Genomic DNA, 17,957 nt, shown 5'->3' on the forward strand with positions numbered 1-17,957 from the left:
TTGATTTCCATGCACTTATCCAGACATCCGACCAGTTATCCCACCCGCTGGCAGGAGATTGCGGCAAAGCTCGAAGTGGAGCTGCGCACGCGCTACCGCTGCGGAGACTATCTTCCCGCCGAGCAGCAGCTTGCCGACCGCTACGAGGTGAACCGACACACCCTGCGCCGCGCCATTGACCAGCTGGTCGAGCGCGGCTGGGTCCAGCGCCGTCAGGGCATCGGCGTGCTGGTGCTGATGCGCCCCTTCGACTACCCGCTAAACGCCCAGGCGCGCTTTAGCCAGAACCTGCTGGATCAGGGCAGCCACCCGACCAGCGAAAAGCTGCTCTCGGTATTGCGCCCGGCCTCCGGCCACGTGGCGGACGCGCTGGGGATTCAGGAGGGCGACAGCGTGGTTCATCTGCGCACCCTGCGCCGGGTGAACGGCGTGGCGGTGTGCCAGATCGACCACTACTTCGCGGACCTCGCCCTCTGGCCGGTGCTGCAGCATTTCGCCAGCGGTTCTCTGCACGATTTTCTTCAGGATGCCACGGGCGTCGTCCTCAGGCGCACCCAGACGCGCATCAGCGCCCGCCGCGCGCAGGCGAAAGAGAGCAAGGTGCTGGAAATCCCCAATATGGCCCCGCTGCTCTGCGTGCGCACCCTCAACCACCGTGACGGTGAGATCAACGCGACGGAATACTCCGTCAGCCTGACCCGCGCCGACATGATCGAATTCACCATGGAGCACTGAATGCACTTCGACACCTCCACCCGACAGCGCTGGATGCGCGTGCTGGCCCACAGCCAGCCCGCCGCGCTGCACAGCCGCATGAACGCGCTCGGCCTGACGCCGGACTACGACGCCATCCGCGCGCCGGAGATTGGCCTGGTGCAGATCCAGGCGCGGATGGGCGGCACCGGCGAGCGCTTCTTCGCCGGAGACGCCACCCTTACCCGCGCCGCGATCCGCCTGAACAGCGGCACGCTGGGCTACAGCTACGTGCTGGGCCGCGACAAAGCCCACGCCGAGCGCTGCGCGGTGATCGACGCGCTTTTGCAGGAACAGCCGCATTTTCAGACGTTAATGGAAACCCTTATTGCCCCGCTGGAAGCCGACCGCGCCGCGCGCATTGCCGCGCGTCAGGCCGAAGTGAACACCAGCCGGGTCGACTTCTTTACGCTCGTTCGCGGAGACAACGCATGACGCTTCAACCTGCTTTCACCCTGGCCGTACAGGATGCCCAACACAGTTTTCGTCGCCTGCTGAAGGCCATGAGCGAGCCGGGCGTGATTGTCTCGCTGCACCAGCTCTCCCAGGGCTGGCTGCCGCTGAACCTGGCGACCACCAGCGTGCTGCTGACCCTTGCCGATAACGACACCCCGGTGTGGCTTTCGGGCGCGCTGTCGAACGATATCGCCAGCCAGAACCTGCGTTTTCACACCGGCGCCCCGCTGGTCGATCAGCCCCAGCAGGCAATCTTTGCCGTGGCCGATGAGCAAATCAGCCACGAGCAGCTTAACGCCCTGAGCGAAGGCAGCGCCGTCGCCCCGGAGACCAGCGCCACGCTGATCCTGCAGGTCTCCAGCCTGAGCGGTGGCCGCATGCTGCGCCTGACGGGCGCGGGCATCGCCGAAGAACGCATGGTCGCGCCGCAGCTGCCGGAGTGCATCATTCACGAGCTGACCGAACGCCCGCACCCTTTCCCGCTGGGCATTGACCTGATCCTGACCTGCGGCGAGCGCCTGCTGGCGATCCCGCGGACCACCCACGTGGAGGTGTGCTGATGTACGTTGCCGTCAAAGGGGGCGAAAAGGCGATCGCCGCCGCCCATGCGCTGCAGGCGCACAGACGACGGGGCGATGAACGGCTTCCCGAGCTGAGCGTCGCCCAGATTGAGCAGCAGCTAAACCTCGCCGTTGACCGCGTGATGACCGAAGGCGGCATCGCCGACCGCGAGCTGGCGGCGCTGGCGCTGAAGCAGGCCAGCGGCGATAGCGTGGAAGCCATCTTCCTGCTGCGCGCCTACCGCACCACGCTTGCCAAACTGGCGGTCAGCGAGCCGGTGAATACGGCACAGATGCGCCTTGAGCGCCGCATTTCTGCCGTTTATAAAGACATTCCCGGCGGCCAGCTGCTAGGCCCTACCTACGACTACACCCATCGCCTGCTGGACTTCACCCTGCTGGCGAACGGCGAAGCGCCGCAGCTGAGCACCTCCGACGCCGAACAAGAACCGTCTCCGCACGTCTTCAGCCTGCTGGAAAAGCAGGGTCTGGCGAAGGCGGAGGAAGATTCAGACGCGCAGCCGGATGACATCACCCGCACGCCGCCGGTTTACCCGTGCTCGCGCTCGTCCCGCCTGCAGCAGCTGATGCGCGGCGACGAAGGCTATCTGCTGGCGCTGGCCTACTCCACCCAGCGCGGCTACGGGCGCAACCACCCGTTTGCAGCCGAAATTCGCAGCGGCTGCATCGACGTCGAAATCGTGCCGGAAGAGCTGGGTTTTGCCGTAAACGTCGGCGAACTGCTAATGACCGAATGCGAAATGGTCAACGGTTTTGTCGCGCCCGAAAATGAAGATCCGCATTTCACCCGCGGCTACGGGCTGGTGTTTGGCCTCGGCGAGCGCAAGGCCATGGCGATGGCGCTGGTCGACCGTGCGCTCCAGGCGCCGGACTACGGCGAGCACGTTGCAGGCCCGGCGCAGGACGAAGAGTTCGTGCTGGCCCACGCGGATAACGTTGAGGCCGCAGGCTTCGTCTCGCACCTCAAGCTGCCGCACTACGTCGATTTCCAGGCCGAACTGGAACTGCTGAAACGCCTGCAACGGGAGCGCGCCAATGGCTAACTTAAGCGGCTACAACTTTGCCTATCTGGACGAGCAAACCAAACGCATGATCCGCCGCGCGATACTGAAAGCGGTAGCCATACCGGGCTATCAGGTGCCGTTCGGCGGGCGCGAAATGCCGATGCCCTACGGCTGGGGTACCGGCGGTATTCAGCTTACCGCCAGCGTTATCGGCGAAGCGGACGTGCTGAAGGTCATCGACCAGGGCGCCGACGACACCACCAACGCCGTGTCGATCCGCAGCTTCTTTAAGCGCGTGACGGGCGTCAACACCACCGAAAAAACCGAAGATGCGACGCTGATCCAGACCCGTCACCGCATCCCGGAAACCCCGCTGGCTGAAGATCAGATTTTGATTTTCCAGGTGCCCATCCCGGAGCCGCTGCGCTTTATCGAACCGCGCGAAACGGAAACCCGCACCATGCACGCGCTGGAGGAGTACGGCGTCATGCAGGTGAAGCTGTATGAGGATATCGCCCGCTTCGGGCATATCGCTACCACCTACGCCTACCCGGTGAAGGTCAACGGGCGCTACGTGATGGACCCGTCGCCGATCCCGAAGTTCGACAACCCGAAAATGGACATGATGCCCGCCCTGCAGCTGTTCGGCGCCGGGCGCGAAAAACGCATCTACGCCGTCCCGCCTTACACGCGTGTCGAAAGTCTCGATTTCGACGATCACCCGTTTACGGTGCAGGAGTGGGACGAGCCGTGCGCCATATGCGGCTCGAAGCACAGCTATCTGGATGAAGTGGTGCTGGACGACACGGGCAAACGGATGTTTGTCTGCTCCGACACCGATTACTGCCGCCAACAGAGCGAGGCGAACAGCCAATGAAACCGCTGCTTTCGGTTAACAACCTGACCCACCTGTATGCGCCGGGCAAAGGCTTCAGCGACGTGTCGTTCGAGCTGTGGCCAGGGGAAGTGCTGGGGATCGTCGGCGAGTCCGGCTCCGGCAAAACGACGCTGCTGAAGTCCATCTCCGCGCGCCTGACGCCGCAGAACGGCAACATTCTGTATGAGGGCCAATCCCTTTACGGCATGAGTGAAGCCGAGCGCCGCCGCCTGCTGCGCACCGAGTGGGGCGTGGTGCATCAGCACCCGATGGACGGCCTGCGCCGTCAGGTCTCTGCGGGAGGCAACATCGGCGAACGCCTGATGGCCACCGGCGCGCGCCATTACGGCAACATCCGCGCCACCGCCCAGCACTGGCTTGAAGAGGTCGAAATCCCCGCCTCGCGCATCGACGACCTGCCAACGACCTTCTCCGGTGGGATGCAGCAGCGTCTGCAGATTGCGCGCAACCTGGTCACCCACCCGAAGCTGGTGTTTATGGATGAACCCACCGGCGGGCTGGACGTCTCCGTGCAGGCGCGCCTGCTCGACCTGCTGCGCGGCCTGGTGGTGGAGCTGAACCTTGCTGTGGTGATTGTCACCCACGATCTGGGCGTTGCGCGCCTGCTGGCGGACCGTCTGCTGGTGATGAAGCAGGGTCAGGTGGTGGAAAGTGGGCTAACCGACCGGGTACTCGACGATCCGCACCATCCGTATACCCAGCTGCTGGTGTCGTCCGTATTGCAGAATTGAGGGTGCCACCCCGGCAAAACGGACGCAGTACCTTGTAGGCCGGGTAGGCGAAGCCGCCACCCGGCAAGAAAACGCCACGAGGCCAACATGATCCACGTACAAAACGTAAGTAAGACCTTTGTGCTCCACCAGCAAAACGGCGTGCGCCTGCCGGTGCTGCAAAACGCCTCGTTAGAGGTCAGCAGCGGCGAATGCGTGGTGCTGCACGGCCATTCCGGCAGCGGAAAATCCACCCTGCTGCGCTCCCTGTACGCCAACTACCTCCCGGACGAAGGCCGCATCCGCATTCGCCACAACGATGAGTGGGTCGATTTGGTACAGGCCCCCGCGCGTAAGGTGCTGGAAGTGCGCCGCACGACGATCGGCTGGGTCAGCCAGTTTCTGCGGGTGATCCCGCGGATCTCCGCCCTGGACGTGGTGATGCAGCCCCTGATGGATCTCGGCGTGCCGCGTGAAACCTGCGCTGCCAAAGCCGCCAGCCTGCTGACGCGCCTCAACGTGCCGGAGCGCCTGTGGCACCTTGCCCCGTCGACTTTTTCCGGCGGCGAGCAGCAGCGCGTCAATATCGCCCGCGGCTTTATCGTCGACTACCCGATTTTACTTCTGGATGAACCCACCGCCTCGCTCGACGATAAAAACAGCGCGGCCGTGGTAGAGCTGATCGAACAGGCCAAAGCGCGCGGGGCGGCGATCGTCGGGATCTTCCACGACGAAACCGTACGCAGCCGCGTCGCAGACAGACTGCATCCGATGGGGACAAACGCATGATTATCAATAACGTCAGGCTGGTGCTGGAAAACGAAGTCGTTGATGGATCGGTTGAAGTCCATGAAGGCGTTATTCGCGCCTTTGCCGAAACTCAGAGCCGCGCACCGGAGGCGATGGACGGTGAAGGCGGCTGGCTGCTGCCGGGGCTGATTGAGCTGCATACCGATAATCTGGACAAGTTCTTCACCCCGCGACCGAAGGTGGACTGGCCCGCCCATTCGGCCATGAGCAGCCACGACGCGCTGATGGTCGCCAGCGGCATCACCACCGTGCTAGACGCGGTGGCCATTGGCGACGTGCGCGACGGCGGCGATCGCCTGGAGAATCTTGAGAAAATGATCAACGCCGTGGAGGAGACGCAAAAACGCGGCCTCAACCGCGCCGAGCACCGTCTGCACCTGCGCTGCGAGCTGCCGCACCACACGACCCTGCCGCTGTTTGAAAAGCTGGTCGGGCGCGAGCCGGTCTCGCTGGTCTCCCTGATGGACCACTCACCCGGGCAGCGCCAGTTCGCCAACATTGAAAAGTATCGCGAATACTATCAGGGCAAATACTCGCTCAACGACGCCGAGATGGCGCGCTACGAAGAGGAGCAGCTTCAGCTTGCGGCACGGTGGTCGCAGCCGAACCGCCTCTCGATTGCCGCCATGTGCCGTGACCGTAACATCGCGCTGGCCAGTCATGACGACGCTACGCACGACCACGTGCTCGAATCGTACCAGCTTGGCATCGCGATCGCCGAATTTCCCACCACGTTCGAAGCCGCGGAAGCCTCACGCAGGCACGGCATGAACGTGCTGATGGGCGCGCCAAACATCGTGCGCGGCGGCTCGCACTCCGGCAACGTCGCGGCAAGCAGGCTCGCCTCCCTTGGCCTGCTGGATATCCTCTCTTCCGACTACTACCCCGCCAGCCTGCTGGACGCGGCGTTCCGGGTAGCGGACGACGAGGGCAACAGCTTCACGCTGCCGCAGGCAATTCGCCTGGTGACGAAAAACCCCGCCACGGCGCTTAATCTTGGCGATCGCGGAGAGATTGCCGAAGGTAAGCGGGCGGATCTGGTGCTGGCCCACCGCAAGGGCGAGCACGTTCACATCGACCACGTCTGGCGTCAGGGTAAACGGGTGTTTTAATGGGAAAATTAATCTGGTTAATGGGGCCGTCGGGTTCAGGAAAGGACAGCCTGCTCTCGGCGCTGCGGCAGCGGGAACACGCGCGACTGTTGGTCGCGCACAGGTACATCACGCGCGCGGCCAACGCCGGAAGTGAAAATCATATCGCCCTGAGCGAGCAGGAGTTTTTTACCCGCGCAGGGCAAAACCTGCTGGCGCTGAGCTGGCACGCCAACGGCCTTTACTATGGCGTGGGCATCGAAATAGACCTCTGGCTGCACGCGGGTTTTGACGTGCTGGTTAACGGCTCGCGCGCGCATCTGCCGCAGGCGAAAGCCCGCTATGAGGCGGCGCTGCTGCCGGTCTGTTTAGAGGTTTCGCCGGAGATCTTGCGTAACCGCCTGCAAAATCGTGGCCGCGAAAGCGCAAAAGAGATAGACCAGCGCCTGGAACGTGCGGCGCGCTACACTCCGTCGGGCTGCCACGTCCTCAATAACGACGGAAGTTTGCTACAGTCAGTCGAAACCTTTTTATCGCTGATCCGTCAGAAGGAGAAACAGCATGCCTGACTGCCCGCTTCGCCCCGCCACTGCCGACGACGCGCAGAGCGTTTATGCCCTGATCTGCGAGTTGAAGCAGGCCGAGTTTGACCATCAGGCCTTTCACGCCGGCTACCTTGCCAATCTGCAGGACCATAACATGCGCTATCAGCTGGCCGAGCTGGACGGGAAGGTCATCGGCATGATCGGCCTGCACATGCAGTTTCACCTTCATCACGCGCGCTGGATCGGCGAGATTCAGGAGCTGGTGGTGATGCCGGAGGCGCGCGGGTTAAAAGTAGGCAGCCAGCTGCTGGCCTGGGCTGAGGACGTTGCGCGACAGGCAGGCGCAGAACTGACCGAACTTTCCACCAGCGTGAAGCGCACCGATGCGCACCGTTTTTATATTCGCGAAGGATATACGCAGAGCCATTTCCGATTCACCAAACCGCTGTAGAGGTGCGTTATGAGTCTGACAATCACGTTGACGGGGACGGGTGGTGCACAGCTTGTGCCGGTATTTGGCTGCGACTGCGCGGCGTGCCGCCGGGCGCGCCTGCAGGATAACTATCGCCGCCGTCCCTGCAGCGCGGTAGTCAAATTCAACGATGCGGTGACGCTGCTGGACGCGGGCATTCCGCACCTGATGGACGACTGGCCCGCGGGCAGCTTTCAGCAGTTTTTGCTCACGCACTACCATATGGATCACGTTCAGGGGCTCTTCCCCCTGCGCTGGGGCGTGGGCGCGACGATCCCGGTCTACGGTCCCCCGGATGAAGCAGGATGCGACGACCTGTTTAAACATCCGGGGCTCCTGGATTTCAGCCACACGGTCGAGCCGTTTGTGATGTTTGAGCTTCAGGGCCTGCGGGTCACGCCCCTGCCGCTCAACCACTCAAGGCTGACGTTTGGCTATCTGCTGGAGTCCGCCCATAGCCGCGTGGCGTGGCTCTCCGATACCGCCGGGCTGCCGGAAAAAACGGTGAAGTTCCTGCTCAACAACCAGCCGCAGGCGATAATCATCGACTGCAGCCATGAACCGCGCGACGAGACGCCGCGAAACCATTGCGACCTAAATACCGTGATTGCGCTGAACGATGTCATTGGCTGCCCGCAGGTTATCCTGACGCACGTCAGCCATCAGTTTGACGTGTGGATGATGAATAACCCGCTGCCGGAGGGGATTGAGGCGGGGTATGACGGGATGGTTTTGGTACTCGACTGAGTTTTGCCGGGTGGCGGCTGCGCCTTACCCGGCCTACATTCGGGATTAGGTTTTCTCCCTCTCCCGTGGGAGAGGGTTGGGGTGAGGGCAACAGGCCGCACTTAGCCTCGATCGTAATCGTCTTCTAATCTGCGTTCATCTTCTTCTAACCGACGCCTGTCGTCATCCAACTGGCGCTGGCGTTCATCTAAACGCTGGCGTCTGTCCTCAAGCTGCCGACGGCGGTCGTCGTACTGCCGGCTGTCGGTTTGACGACTGCGGTCATAGCGATCGTCGTCATCACTGTTTCGGCTGCTGCTGGGGTTGTAGGCATCGTTTATCGCCTGCTGAATGTTGCCAATAGCATCATCAACAATATCGGCATGAGCCAGCTGGCTGGTGAGTGACAGCAGACCAAATAACAGAGCAGTTGAGTAACGTTTCATAAGGCCAGACTCGCAGGTTAACTGGCCTTACGATAATGAACGGCGGAGAGCCGGGGTAGCGGAGGAATCTCAAATTACCATGACCTTCCGCAGCGCCTGCGCCAGCTGCACACGTGTAAACGGCTTACGCAATAGCTGAACGTCGGGCAGTTGGGGGTTATGCGCGGGGCGCAGATCCTGGCCGCTGATCAGCAGCACCGGAAGCTGCGGATAGTGGCTGCGCACCTGGTTTATCACCTCAGCGCCGCTCAGGCTGCCCGGCAACATCAGGTCGCTGATAAACATGCCGATATCCGGCGACGCCGCCAGCATTCTCAGCGCCTGTTCGCCGCTGTCCGCCTCAAGCGTCAGGTAGCCAAGCTGGTGCAGCTGCTCGCACAGGGTCTGGCGAACGTCGGCCTCATCTTCCAGCACCAGAACCAGCCGCTCGCCGTCGGCGGATGCCGTAGCTGCCAGCGCTTCATCATCAGCCACGGCGGGCAGCGTCGAGCGCGGAAGATGAAGCCGGACGGTCGTTCCCTGCCCCGGCGCGCTTTCAATCTCCACGCGCCCGCCGGACTGGCGCACAAAGCCGTAGACCATGGACAGGCCCAGCCCGCTGCCGCTCCCGGTCTGCTTGGTGGTGAAGAAGGGTTCAAAGACCCGGGATTTCACCTCCTGCGACATGCCGCTGCCGCGGTCAATGACCTCCAGCGCCACCATATCCTGCCTGCGCCCGTCGCTGCGGGTCACGCGCTGGTTCCAGGTGCGAATTTTTATCACCCCGCTTTGCCCTTCCATCGCATCACGCGCGTTCATCACCAGGTTGATGATGGCGTTTTCCAGCTGGCTGACGTCTATCCACGCGGGCCACGCCGGCGATTGCGCTTCAATCTCCAGGGTCAGGGTGGCTGGCAGGGAGTGGCGCATCAGTTCCCGGAGGTTCTCCAGCAGCGGCAGCATCTCTACCGCATGCGGCGTCAGGGATTGCTTGCGGGAAAACGCCAGCAGGCGCTGCGTCAGTAAGGCTCCACGCTCGGCCGCCTTCAGCGCCCGGCTAATGCGCGGCGCGTCTTGTGATTCGGGGTCGGTGAGCTCCAGGCTGCCGATGATCACCGCCAGCAGGTTGTTAAAATCATGCGCCAGCCCGCCGGTCAGCTGTCCGACCGCCTTCATCTTCTGGCTGTGCAGCAGCGCTTCCTCCAGCCCCTGACGCTCGACGCGGTCGATCTCCATCTGCGAGGTTTTTTCTTTCAGCAGGCGCGTGGTGTGCTCAAGCGAGGCGGTGTTGCGGGCAAACACGTTAAACGCGCGCGCCAGCTCGCCCAGCTCGTCCCGCCGCTGCAGCGCGGGCACCGAGACGTCCTGTTCGCCGTGAGCAAGGCGCGACATCGCCCTGGAGATAGCCGTCAGGTTGGAGCCCAGGTTGCGGTAGATATACCAGCAGGCGCACCCGGTGATGATCAGCGCCAGCACGGCGAAAATGCTGATGAACACGCTGATCGAGCGCAGCTCCTGGTGGCTCTGAACGGTACGAAGCGTGGAGGCGTTCGCCACCTGTTCTACGTACTGATTGATGTCGCTGTTGAGGATCGCCACCAGCGCCTTGATGTGGAACATATACCAGCTGATCGCCAGATCGCTCTCTTCCAGCTGCTTCGACAGGGGGGCGAGCTTATGCAGCTCATCGTTGAAATCGGGCAGGACCGCGTTCACGACGGGCTGCGCTGCGCTGCGGGGCAACGTCGTCGTGACGGCGTCCAACTGATGTACCGTCGCGCGCGGCGAAGGGGTTTCTATGGCAGCGATAATCAGCCGGTCCATTTCCGTAAGCTGTTGGGCATCCGGCACGTTGCTGCCGTAGCGGCGGTTAATGTCCTGCAGATGCCGCAGGTAGCTCTGGCTTTGATATAGCGAGCTGAGCAGGGCATTACGCTCCAGATGGCGTCGCTGCCCGCGCTCAAGCATACCCGTCACGCTCTGCTGTAATTCATTGCTCCTGCGAATAATACGCGCCACCAGCGCCGGCTCCTGCTGGGCCAGCGGCGCATCCGCAAGCTGTTCCAGCGAGTGGCGCAGCGTCGTTTGCATCTGCTTCAACCGCTCGGCTTCGCCTTTATATTCTAGCGCGCCCACCACCTGAGAAAGCCGTACCGCCGCCGTCGCCACGTTGGCGGTATCGCGCGCGAGGTTCATGCTGCCGGTCATGTCATCCAGCGTTTGCTGCTGCACCTGCTCCTGGATTTGACTGGCGTGACGAAAGCCGAGCACCGCCACGCCGCTCACCATCAGCGTAACGGCGACTACCAGCAGATTGAAAATCAGCAGGCGGCCTCGGGCGCTGGCGAAGAACGGGGGGCGTGATGGCATGGGGTTAGGCTCCTCTGCGGTTTGGTGCCCTCACCCTGGCCCTCTCCCACAGGGAGAGGGAAAAGAGAAATGTGACGGCGATTAGCTATTCATAACTATGACAAATATGAACAGCTTCTGACATTTTGCATTTACGCACCTGTGATGAAGTGCAGATATCGACGTTCACAGGAGATCCGCCATGAGCAGAACCCCGGTTTTAGAGATGCGCAACATTGCCAAGACGTTTGGCAATTTCCACGCGCTCAAGGGTGTGGATTTGACGGTCTTCCCCGGTGAGATCCACGCCCTGATGGGTGAGAACGGCGCGGGAAAAAGCACCCTGATGAAGATCCTCGCGGGGGCCTATACCGCTACCAGCGGCGAGATCCTGATCGACGGTAAGCCCTTTCACATTAAAGGACCAAAAGATGCGCTGGCCGCAGGCATTACCCTGATTTATCAGGAGATGCAGCTCGCGCCCAACCTGACCGTTGCCGAAAATATCTTTCTCGGCAGCGAGCTGTCGCGGGGCGGGCTGGTCCAGCGTAAAGAGATGGCCGCCCAGGCGCAGGCCGTTATCGACCGTCTGGGCGCCCACTTCAAATCCACCGACCTGGTGATGAAGCTGACCATCGCCGAGCAGCAGCAGGTAGAAATTGCCCGCGCGCTGCACCGCAACAGCCGCATCCTGGTGATGGATGAACCCACCGCCGCCCTCTCCTCACGTGAAACCCACCGCCTGTTTGAGCTGATTCTGCGCCTGCGCGATGAAGGTATGGCGATCATCTATATCAGCCACCGCATGGCGGAAGTGTATGAGCTCTCTGACCGCGTCAGCGTCCTGCGCGACGGGCAGTACGTGGGCAGCCTGACGCGCGACAAGCTGAATGCATCAGAGCTGGTGCGCATGATGGTCGGCCGTCCGTTAAGCGATCTATTTAACAAAGAGCGCGACATTCCGCTCGGCAGCCCGCGCCTCAACGTCCACCACCTCACCGACGGCAAAAAAGTGCTGCCCTGCAGCCTGCAGGTGCGTTCCGGTGAAATTGTGGGTCTGGCAGGTCTGGTCGGTGCCGGACGCTCCGAGCTGGCGCAGCTGATCTTCGGCGTGCGTAAAGCCACCGGCGGCATGATTGAGGTGGACGGCGAGCCGGTGGTGGTCCACTCCCCGCGCGCGGCCATCGAAAACGGCATCGGTTTTCTCACCGAAAACCGCAAGGAGCAGGGCCTGTTTCTGGAGCTGGCGGCGCAGGAGAACATCACCATGGCGACGCTGGAGCGCGACGCCACCTTCGGCATGCTAAACCGCAAAAAAGCCCAGTCGATTTCCGATGACGCAATCGCCCTGCTCAACATTCGCGTGCCGCATTCTCAGGTACGCGCGGGCGGGCTTTCCGGCGGCAACCAGCAAAAGCTGCTGATCTCCCGCTGGGTGGCCATCGGCCCGCGCATTCTGATTCTGGACGAACCCACGCGCGGCGTGGACGTCGGCGCGAAAAGCGAGATCTACCGCATCATGAACCAGATGGCGCGCAAGGGGGTGGCGATTCTGATGATCTCCAGCGAGCTGCCGGAAGTGGTGGGCATGAGCGACCGGGTGTACGTGATGCGCGAGGGCAGCATCGCGGGTGAACTGCACGGGGGCGACATCTCCCAGGAAAACATTATGACGCTGGCAACCGGCGTGAACGACACTCATCATCAGGCGGTGCAATCATGACAACTCCAACCCATCCGCAGCAGGTGGCGAAATCCGCCTCAGCCAAACGAATGCTGATGAGCGATCTGATGCAAACGGTCGGCATTTTGCCGATATTAATCCTGATTGTGGCGGTTTTTGGCTTTATCGCGCCTAACTTCTTTACCGAAAGTAACCTGCTCAATATTACCCGTCAGGCGTCGATCAACATCGTGCTGGCGGCGGGGATGACCTTCATCATCTTAACCGGCGGGATTGACCTCTCCGTCGGCTCAATACTGGGCACCACGGCGGTGGCGGCGATGGTGGTGTCGCTTATCCCGGAGTTCGCCATGCTCTCCATTCCGGCGGCGCTGATGCTCGGCATGGTGCTGGGGCTGTTCAACGGCGCGCTGGTGGCCTTTGCCGGGCTGCCGCCGTTTATCGTCACGCTTGGCACCTATACGGCCCTGCGCGGCGCGGCCTACCTGCTGGCGGACGGTACGACGGTGATCAACTCGAACATCAGCTTTGAGTGGATCGGCAATAACTACCTTGGCCCCATTCCGTGGCTGGTGGTGATTGCCCTGGCGGTCATTGCTATCTGCTGGTTCATCCTGCGCCGCACTACGCTTGGCGTACACATTTACGCGGTCGGCGGCAATATGCAGGCGGCGCGCTTAACGGGCATCAAGGTCTGGCTGGTGCTGCTGTTCGTGTACGGTATGAGCGGCCTGCTCTCGGGCTTAGGCGGCGTCATGAGCGCCTCGCGCCTCTACAGCGCCAACGGCAACCTGGGCATGGGTTACGAGCTGGATGCGATTGCGGCGGTGATCCTCGGCGGTACCAGCTTTGTCGGCGGGATCGGCACGATCACCGGCACGCTGGTCGGCGCGCTGATCATCGCCACCCTCAACAACGGCATGACGCTGATGGGCGTCTCCTACTTCTGGCAGCTGGTGATCAAAGGGGCGGTGATCATCATAGCGGTGCTGATCGACAAATACCGTACCCGACACCATCAAAGTGCATAACAACAACACCCTACAGATTCGAGGAAAATCCTATGCGTTTGAAACCCTTAGTGACCGCGCTCTGTGCTGGCGCGCTGCTGGCCGCAACCCCGTTTGCGCAGGCAAAAGATCTGAAGTCCATCGGCGTGACGGTGGGCGACCTGGCTAACCCGTTCTTCGTGCAGATCACCAAAGGCGCCGAGCTGGAAGCGCGCAAGCTGGCGGGGGACAACGTCAAGGTGACGCTGGTCTCAAGCGGGTACGATCTGGGCCAGCAGGTGGCGCAGATCGATAACTTCATCGCCGCGAAGGTGGACATGATCATCCTTAACGCCGCGGATTCCAAAGGGATCGGCCCGGCGGTGAAGCGTGCGAAAGAGGCGGGGATCGTGGTCGTGGCGGTTGACGTGGCGGCGGAAGGGGCCGATGCGACAATCACCTCCGATAACACCCAGGCGGGTGAAATGGCCTGTAAATACATTACCGACCGCCTGAAGGGTAAAGGCAACGTGGTGATCATCAACGGGCCGCCGGTTTCCGCGGTGCAAAACCGCGTGGAAGGCTGCCAGACCGAGTTTAAGCGCCACCCGGATATCAAGGTGCTCTCGGATAACCAGAACGCCAAAGGCAGCCGTGAAGGCGGGCTGGAGGTCATGACCTCCCTGCTGGCCGCTAATCCGAAGATCGACGGCGTATTTGCGATTAACGATCCAACGGCGATCGGGGCCGATCTGGCGGCGAAACAGGCGCAGCGCAACGAGTTCTTCATCGTCGGCGTGGACGGCTCGCCGGACGGTGAAGAGGCGTTGAAGCGCGAAAACTCCCTGTTTGTCGCGACCCCGGCGCAGGATCCGCAGGTGATGGCGGCAAAAGCGGTGGAAATTGGCTATGACATTCTGCAGGGCAAACCTGCGCCAAAAGCGCCCGTGCTGATCCCGGTGACGATGATCGATAAAAAGAACGTCGGGACCTATAAGGGGTGGACGGTTAAGTAACGATTGTGCTGCCCGATGCCCTCACCCTAACCCTCTCCCTGTGGGAGAGGGCCGGGGTGAGGGGGTGGCATAAAATTCAAGGAGTCACCATGAAACGCTCCGACATCAACGAAATCCTCGGCCACACGCGGCAGTTCTTCTCTATGCACGACGTGCATCTCCCCCCGTTTGCCAGCTTTCCGCCCACAAAATGGCAGCAGCTTGACCAGGCCGCCTGGCAGGAGGTGTTCGACCTCAGGCTCGGCTGGGACGTGACGGCGTTTGGCGGCAACAGCTTTGCCGCTGAGGGCCTGACGCTGTTTACCCTGCGCAACGGCTCGCCCAACGGCGTGCCGTATGAAAAAGGCTATGCCGAAAAAATCATGCACGTGCGCGACGGCCAGGTGACGCCGATGCATTTTCACTGGCGCAAGCGGGAAGACATCATCAACCGGGGCGGCGGGAACCTGATTATTGAGTTATGGAATGCGGGCGCGCATGAAGAGACGGAGAACACCGACGTGACGGTCACCGTCGACGGCTGCCGTCAGACCCACGCGCCCGGCAGCCAGCTGCGCCTGCTGCCCGGGGAAAGCATCTGCCTGACTCCGGGCCTGTACCACAGCTTTTGGGGCGAGCGCGGCTTTGGCGACGTGCTGGTGGGGGAAGTGTCATCGGTAAACGACGACGAGCACGATAACCACTTTTTGCAGCCCGTTGCCCGCTATAACAACATCGAAGAAGACGAACCGGCAGTGCTGGTGCTGTGCAACGAGTACACCCTGTTTCGGATATAAGGAGTGAATGATGCCATTGATTTCTCTTGCCGACGGTCTTGAACACGCCAGGCAACATCGCTACGCGCTGGGCGCGTTTAACGTGCTCGACTCCCACTTTTTGCGCGCCCTGTTTGCCGCCGCGAAGCAGGAACGCTCGCCGTTTATCATCAACATCGCGGAAGTGCATTTTAAGTACGTGTCGCTGGATTCGCTTGTCGAAGCGGTAAAGTTCGAAGCCGCCCGCCACGACATTCCCGTGGTGCTTAACCTCGACCACGGTCTGCATTTCGAGGCGGTGGTGCGGGCCCTGCGCTTAGGCTTCAGCTCGGTGATGTTCGACGGCTCGACGCTGAGCTATGAAGAAAATATCCGCCAGACGCGAGAGGTGGTGAAAATGTGCCACGCAGTCGGCGTGTCGGTGGAGGCGGAGCTGGGCGCGGTCGGCGGGGATGAAGGCGGCGCGCTGTACGGCCATGCCGACGAAGCCTTCTTTACCGACCCGCAGCTGGCGCGCGAATTTGTCGACTCAACCGGCATCGACGCGCTGGCGGTCGCTATTGGCAACGCGCACGGCAAATACAAGGGCGAGCCGAAGCTTGATTTTCCGCGCCTGGACGCCATCCGCCAGCAGACGGGGCTGCCGCTGGTTTTACACGGCGGCTCGGGAATTAGCGATGCCGACTTTCGCCGCGCTATCGGGCTGGGCATTCATAAAATCAATTTTTATACCGGCATGTCGCAGGCCGCGCTCGCCGCCGTCGAGCAGCGCATGGCGAACCGCCAGCCGCTGTACGATGAATTTGCCGAGCTGCTGCTGGGGATAGAAGAGGCGATAACCGATACGGTCGCCGAACAGATGCGCATCTTCGGCAGCGCGGGGCGGGCATGATGGAACGCAAAGGCATCATCGCCGCAGGCAACATGCTGGTGGATCACGTCCACCAGATCGTGCAGTGGCCGGAGCGCGGCTGGCTGGCGGAAATCACCCACAGCGAACGCTCAACCGGCGGGGCGCCGCTCAACGTCCTGCTGACGCTGGCGAAAATGCACGTTGGCCTGCCGCTGCAGGCGGTGGGGCTGATTGGCGAAGATGGCGACGGGGATTACATTCTGGCGATGCTCGACCAGTACCACGTCAACCGCCAGCGCGTACAGCGCACCACCTTTGCACCGACCTCCATGTCGCAGGTGATGACCGATCCGAGCGGCCAGCGCACCTTCTTTCACTCGCCGGGCGCCAACCGCCTGCTGGATCTTCCCGCCTTCGATCGCTTAGACGGATCGATGAAGATCTTCCATCTCGGCTACCTGCTGCTGCTCGACAGCCTGGATATGCCCGATGACGAGTTCGGCACCCGCAGCGCGCGGCTGCTGGCACAGATGCGCGACCAGGGGTATGAAACCTCTCTCGACCTGGTGTCCCGCAAGGGCGACCCGCGCTATCAGCCGCTGGTGCTCCCTGCCCTGCGCCATCTCGATTACCTGGTGATAAACGAGCTGGAAGCGGGTGAATTTAGCGGGCTGGCGATACGCGATGGCAATGATACGCTGAACGTTGCCCATCTTGCTGAAGCCGCCTCGCAGCTGCTGGCAGCAGGCGTTCGCCAGCGGGTGGTGATCCACTGTCCTGAAGGGGCATGGGGGGAAGCGCCGGGTGAGCAAGGACGCTGGATCCCGTCATGGATGCTGGCGCAGGAGGAGATTATCGGCAGCGTTGGCGCGGGTGATGCGTTTTGCGCGGGTTTTTTGTACGGCTGCCATGAGTCGCTGTCGCTTACGGAAAGCGTCTCTCTGGCACACGCCTGCGCGCGGGCAAGCCTGCTGGCCGCCAATGCCATCGACGGCGCAAAGACGCTGGCCGAACTGCAGCTGTTTATCAAAGAGAATACTTAGGCCGCCTTCTCGCTATGAGACACATCGGTGGCAAAGACGTAGCCCAGACCGCGAATGGTTTTAATCAGCACGGGCTGATGCGGGTTGGCCTCGATTTTCCGCCGCAGCCGCATGATCAGCACGTCGATGGTGCGGTCAAAAACTTCAGCACTTTCGCTGTGGGTCAGCTCAAGCAGCTGCTCGCGGCTCAGCACCCGGCGGGCATTTTGCGTCAGCGCCAGCAGCAATCCATACTCGCCCTGCGTTAAAGGCACGATATTTCGCTGCGGATCGCTCAGCTCGCAGCGGGTGGTGTCGAGCGTCCAGCCGTTGAAGGCAATGCCCGCCACCCGCGGCGGCATCGTTTCTGCCGCCAGCACTCCAGTACGCCGCAGCACCGCTTTCACGCGGGCCACCACCACGCGCGGGTTGAACGGCTTACCGATGTAATCGTCGGCCCCCATCTCTAGCCCAACCACGACGTCCGATTCACTTCCCAGGCCTGTAAGCATCACCACAGGCAGCTCGGGGCGCTGCTTTTGCAGCTGGAGCAAGACCTGCAGACCGTTGATATCGGGCAGCATCATGTCCAGCAGAACCAGCGCGATGGTCGGCTCCTGGTGCACCAGGCTCAGCGCGTCCTGGCCGTTATGGCAGACGAGCACGGTAAAGACGTGCTCGTTGAGCACGTCCTGCAGCAGCTCGCACACTGCCGTATCGTCATCAACCACCAGAATCGCCGGTTTCATCGTATGCTTCCGTCAGGGGATTATGTTAAGTCTGAACCATTCTGCCGCCCGCTCCAGACTAATTGTTTT

The 17,957-nt window shown here is 61.8% G+C and carries 20 protein-coding genes; 17 read left to right on the top strand and 3 right to left on the bottom strand.

Translation table 11 applies throughout. From position 1 onward, the window contains the following. Positions 1-9 precede the first annotated feature (9 nt). The 11 genes from phnF to phnP all read left to right on the top strand — a co-directional run bounded on the left by phnF (position 10) and on the right by phnP (position 8,067). On the top strand, positions 10-735 hold the full coding sequence (phnF, locus tag D5067_RS21150; RefSeq protein ID WP_119937831.1) for a phosphonate metabolism transcriptional regulator PhnF: 726 nt from the start codon (positions 10-12) through the stop codon (positions 733-735). Continuing rightward, the gene (gene phnG / locus D5067_RS21155) at positions 736-1,188 is read left to right on the top strand and encodes a phosphonate C-P lyase system protein PhnG (RefSeq protein ID WP_119937832.1); all 453 of its coding nucleotides are present in this window, start codon (positions 736-738) and stop codon (positions 1,186-1,188) included. Beyond that, entirely contained in the window at positions 1,185-1,769 is a 585-nt protein-coding gene (gene phnH / locus D5067_RS21160; RefSeq protein ID WP_108418068.1) for a phosphonate C-P lyase system protein PhnH, read from the top strand. The genes phnG and phnH overlap by 4 nt, the downstream gene beginning before the upstream one ends. After that, the gene (locus tag D5067_RS21165; RefSeq protein WP_119937833.1) at positions 1,769-2,833 is read left to right on the top strand and encodes a carbon-phosphorus lyase complex subunit; all 1,065 of its coding nucleotides are present in this window, start codon (positions 1,769-1,771) and stop codon (positions 2,831-2,833) included. Before phnH ends, D5067_RS21165 begins: the two co-directional genes overlap by 1 nt. Then, positions 2,826-3,671, top strand: coding sequence for an alpha-D-ribose 1-methylphosphonate 5-phosphate C-P-lyase PhnJ (gene phnJ, locus D5067_RS21170; RefSeq protein ID WP_119937834.1), 846 nt, complete (start codon positions 2,826-2,828; stop codon positions 3,669-3,671). Before D5067_RS21165 ends, phnJ begins: the two co-directional genes overlap by 8 nt. Next, a complete protein-coding gene (phnK, locus tag D5067_RS21175) occupies positions 3,668-4,423 on the top strand; it encodes a phosphonate C-P lyase system protein PhnK (protein WP_119937835.1) in 756 nt (251 codons plus the stop codon). The genes phnJ and phnK overlap by 4 nt, the downstream gene beginning before the upstream one ends. A gap of 87 nt (positions 4,424-4,510) precedes the next feature. Next, positions 4,511-5,191 carry a phosphonate C-P lyase system protein PhnL gene (phnL, locus tag D5067_RS21180; RefSeq protein WP_119937836.1) on the top strand — a complete coding sequence of 227 codons (681 nt, stop codon included), beginning with the start codon at positions 4,511-4,513 and terminating at the stop codon, positions 5,189-5,191. Continuing rightward, entirely contained in the window at positions 5,188-6,324 is a 1,137-nt protein-coding gene (gene phnM / locus D5067_RS21185) for an alpha-D-ribose 1-methylphosphonate 5-triphosphate diphosphatase (protein WP_119937837.1), read from the top strand. Before phnL ends, phnM begins: the two co-directional genes overlap by 4 nt. Continuing rightward, on the top strand, positions 6,324-6,872 hold the full coding sequence (gene phnN, locus D5067_RS21190; protein ID WP_119937838.1) for a ribose 1,5-bisphosphokinase: 549 nt from the start codon (positions 6,324-6,326) through the stop codon (positions 6,870-6,872). Before phnM ends, phnN begins: the two co-directional genes overlap by 1 nt. Continuing rightward, positions 6,865-7,299, top strand: a complete 435-nt coding sequence (gene phnO, locus D5067_RS21195) for an aminoalkylphosphonate N-acetyltransferase (protein WP_119937839.1) — start codon at positions 6,865-6,867, stop codon at positions 7,297-7,299. The genes phnN and phnO overlap by 8 nt, the downstream gene beginning before the upstream one ends. Positions 7,300-7,308: 9 nt before the next feature. Further along, positions 7,309-8,067 (top strand): phosphonate metabolism protein PhnP, encoded by a 759-nt coding sequence (phnP, locus tag D5067_RS21200; protein ID WP_119937840.1) that lies wholly within the window; start codon positions 7,309-7,311, stop codon positions 8,065-8,067. A gap of 101 nt (positions 8,068-8,168) precedes the next feature. Here phnP and yjdP read toward each other — a convergent pair whose 3' ends face one another. Both yjdP and D5067_RS21210 read right to left on the bottom strand, forming a co-directional pair. After that, positions 8,169-8,492: a DDRRRQL repeat protein YjdP gene (gene yjdP, locus D5067_RS21205; protein ID WP_119937841.1), complete on the bottom strand. Its 324-nt coding sequence runs from the start codon at positions 8,490-8,492 to the stop codon at positions 8,169-8,171. 69 nt (positions 8,493-8,561) lie between these two features. Next, on the bottom strand, positions 8,562-10,841 hold the full coding sequence (locus D5067_RS21210; RefSeq protein ID WP_119937842.1) for a hybrid sensor histidine kinase/response regulator: 2,280 nt from the start codon (positions 10,839-10,841) through the stop codon (positions 8,562-8,564). Positions 10,842-11,022: 181 nt separating this feature from the next. On the opposite strand from D5067_RS21210, the gene D5067_RS21215 reads away from it, so the two are divergent. From D5067_RS21215 to D5067_RS21240, 6 genes are all read left to right on the top strand, one after another. After that, positions 11,023-12,543, top strand: coding sequence for a sugar ABC transporter ATP-binding protein (locus D5067_RS21215; RefSeq protein ID WP_119937843.1), 1,521 nt, complete (start codon positions 11,023-11,025; stop codon positions 12,541-12,543). Next, positions 12,540-13,535, top strand: coding sequence for an ABC transporter permease subunit (locus tag D5067_RS21220; RefSeq protein ID WP_119937844.1), 996 nt, complete (start codon positions 12,540-12,542; stop codon positions 13,533-13,535). The genes D5067_RS21215 and D5067_RS21220 overlap by 4 nt, the downstream gene beginning before the upstream one ends. Positions 13,536-13,567: 32 nt before the next feature. Next, the gene (locus D5067_RS21225; protein WP_119937845.1) at positions 13,568-14,509 is read left to right on the top strand and encodes an ABC transporter substrate-binding protein; all 942 of its coding nucleotides are present in this window, start codon (positions 13,568-13,570) and stop codon (positions 14,507-14,509) included. A gap of 89 nt (positions 14,510-14,598) precedes the next feature. Next, complete coding sequence (locus tag D5067_RS21230; RefSeq protein ID WP_119937846.1) at positions 14,599-15,285, top strand: D-lyxose/D-mannose isomerase; 687 nt, start codon at positions 14,599-14,601, stop codon at positions 15,283-15,285. A 10-nt stretch (positions 15,286-15,295) separates the two neighbouring features. Next, positions 15,296-16,156 (top strand): ketose 1,6-bisphosphate aldolase, encoded by an 861-nt coding sequence (locus D5067_RS21235; protein WP_119937847.1) that lies wholly within the window; start codon positions 15,296-15,298, stop codon positions 16,154-16,156. Beyond that, entirely contained in the window at positions 16,156-17,160 is a 1,005-nt protein-coding gene (locus D5067_RS21240) for a carbohydrate kinase family protein (RefSeq protein ID WP_119937951.1), read from the top strand. Before D5067_RS21235 ends, D5067_RS21240 begins: the two co-directional genes overlap by 1 nt. Here D5067_RS21240 and D5067_RS21245 read toward each other — a convergent pair. Continuing rightward, entirely contained in the window at positions 17,157-17,888 is a 732-nt protein-coding gene (locus D5067_RS21245; protein ID WP_119937848.1) for a response regulator, read from the bottom strand. The two genes, D5067_RS21240 and D5067_RS21245, sit on opposite strands and share 4 nt — an antisense overlap. Positions 17,889-17,957 lie beyond the last annotated feature (69 nt).

Origin of the sequence: Enterobacter huaxiensis (assembly GCF_003594935.2) — a bacterium.
Classification (GTDB): domain Bacteria; phylum Pseudomonadota; class Gammaproteobacteria; order Enterobacterales; family Enterobacteriaceae; genus Enterobacter; species Enterobacter huaxiensis.

Bases quoted from the DNA above. Each gene is read 5' to 3' on its own strand.
- phnO (WP_119937839.1), top strand. From the start codon at position 6,865: ATGCCTGACTGCCCGCTTCGCCCCGCCACTGCCGACGACGCGCAGAGC.
- phnL (WP_119937836.1), top strand. From the start codon at position 4,511: ATGATCCACGTACAAAACGTAAGTAAGACCTTTGTGCTCCACCAGCAA.
- phnH (WP_108418068.1), top strand. From the start codon at position 1,185: ATGACGCTTCAACCTGCTTTCACCCTGGCCGTACAGGATGCCCAACAC.
- phnG (WP_119937832.1), top strand. From the start codon at position 736: ATGCACTTCGACACCTCCACCCGACAGCGCTGGATGCGCGTGCTGGCC.
- D5067_RS21225 (WP_119937845.1), top strand. From the start codon at position 13,568: ATGCGTTTGAAACCCTTAGTGACCGCGCTCTGTGCTGGCGCGCTGCTG.
- D5067_RS21235 (WP_119937847.1), top strand. From the start codon at position 15,296: ATGCCATTGATTTCTCTTGCCGACGGTCTTGAACACGCCAGGCAACAT.
- phnP (WP_119937840.1), top strand. From the start codon at position 7,309: ATGAGTCTGACAATCACGTTGACGGGGACGGGTGGTGCACAGCTTGTG.
- phnF (WP_119937831.1), top strand. From the start codon at position 10: ATGCACTTATCCAGACATCCGACCAGTTATCCCACCCGCTGGCAGGAG.
- D5067_RS21215 (WP_119937843.1), top strand. From the start codon at position 11,023: ATGAGCAGAACCCCGGTTTTAGAGATGCGCAACATTGCCAAGACGTTT.
- D5067_RS21245 (WP_119937848.1), bottom strand. From the start codon at position 17,888: ATGAAACCGGCGATTCTGGTGGTTGATGACGATACGGCAGTGTGCGAG.
- D5067_RS21240 (WP_119937951.1), top strand. From the start codon at position 16,156: ATGGAACGCAAAGGCATCATCGCCGCAGGCAACATGCTGGTGGATCAC.
- D5067_RS21230 (WP_119937846.1), top strand. From the start codon at position 14,599: ATGAAACGCTCCGACATCAACGAAATCCTCGGCCACACGCGGCAGTTC.
- phnJ (WP_119937834.1), top strand. From the start codon at position 2,826: ATGGCTAACTTAAGCGGCTACAACTTTGCCTATCTGGACGAGCAAACC.
- phnM (WP_119937837.1), top strand. From the start codon at position 5,188: ATGATTATCAATAACGTCAGGCTGGTGCTGGAAAACGAAGTCGTTGAT.
- phnN (WP_119937838.1), top strand. From the start codon at position 6,324: ATGGGAAAATTAATCTGGTTAATGGGGCCGTCGGGTTCAGGAAAGGAC.
- D5067_RS21220 (WP_119937844.1), top strand. From the start codon at position 12,540: ATGACAACTCCAACCCATCCGCAGCAGGTGGCGAAATCCGCCTCAGCC.
- D5067_RS21210 (WP_119937842.1), bottom strand. From the start codon at position 10,841: ATGCCATCACGCCCCCCGTTCTTCGCCAGCGCCCGAGGCCGCCTGCTG.
- phnK (WP_119937835.1), top strand. From the start codon at position 3,668: ATGAAACCGCTGCTTTCGGTTAACAACCTGACCCACCTGTATGCGCCG.
- D5067_RS21165 (WP_119937833.1), top strand. From the start codon at position 1,769: ATGTACGTTGCCGTCAAAGGGGGCGAAAAGGCGATCGCCGCCGCCCAT.
- yjdP (WP_119937841.1), bottom strand. From the start codon at position 8,492: ATGAAACGTTACTCAACTGCTCTGTTATTTGGTCTGCTGTCACTCACC.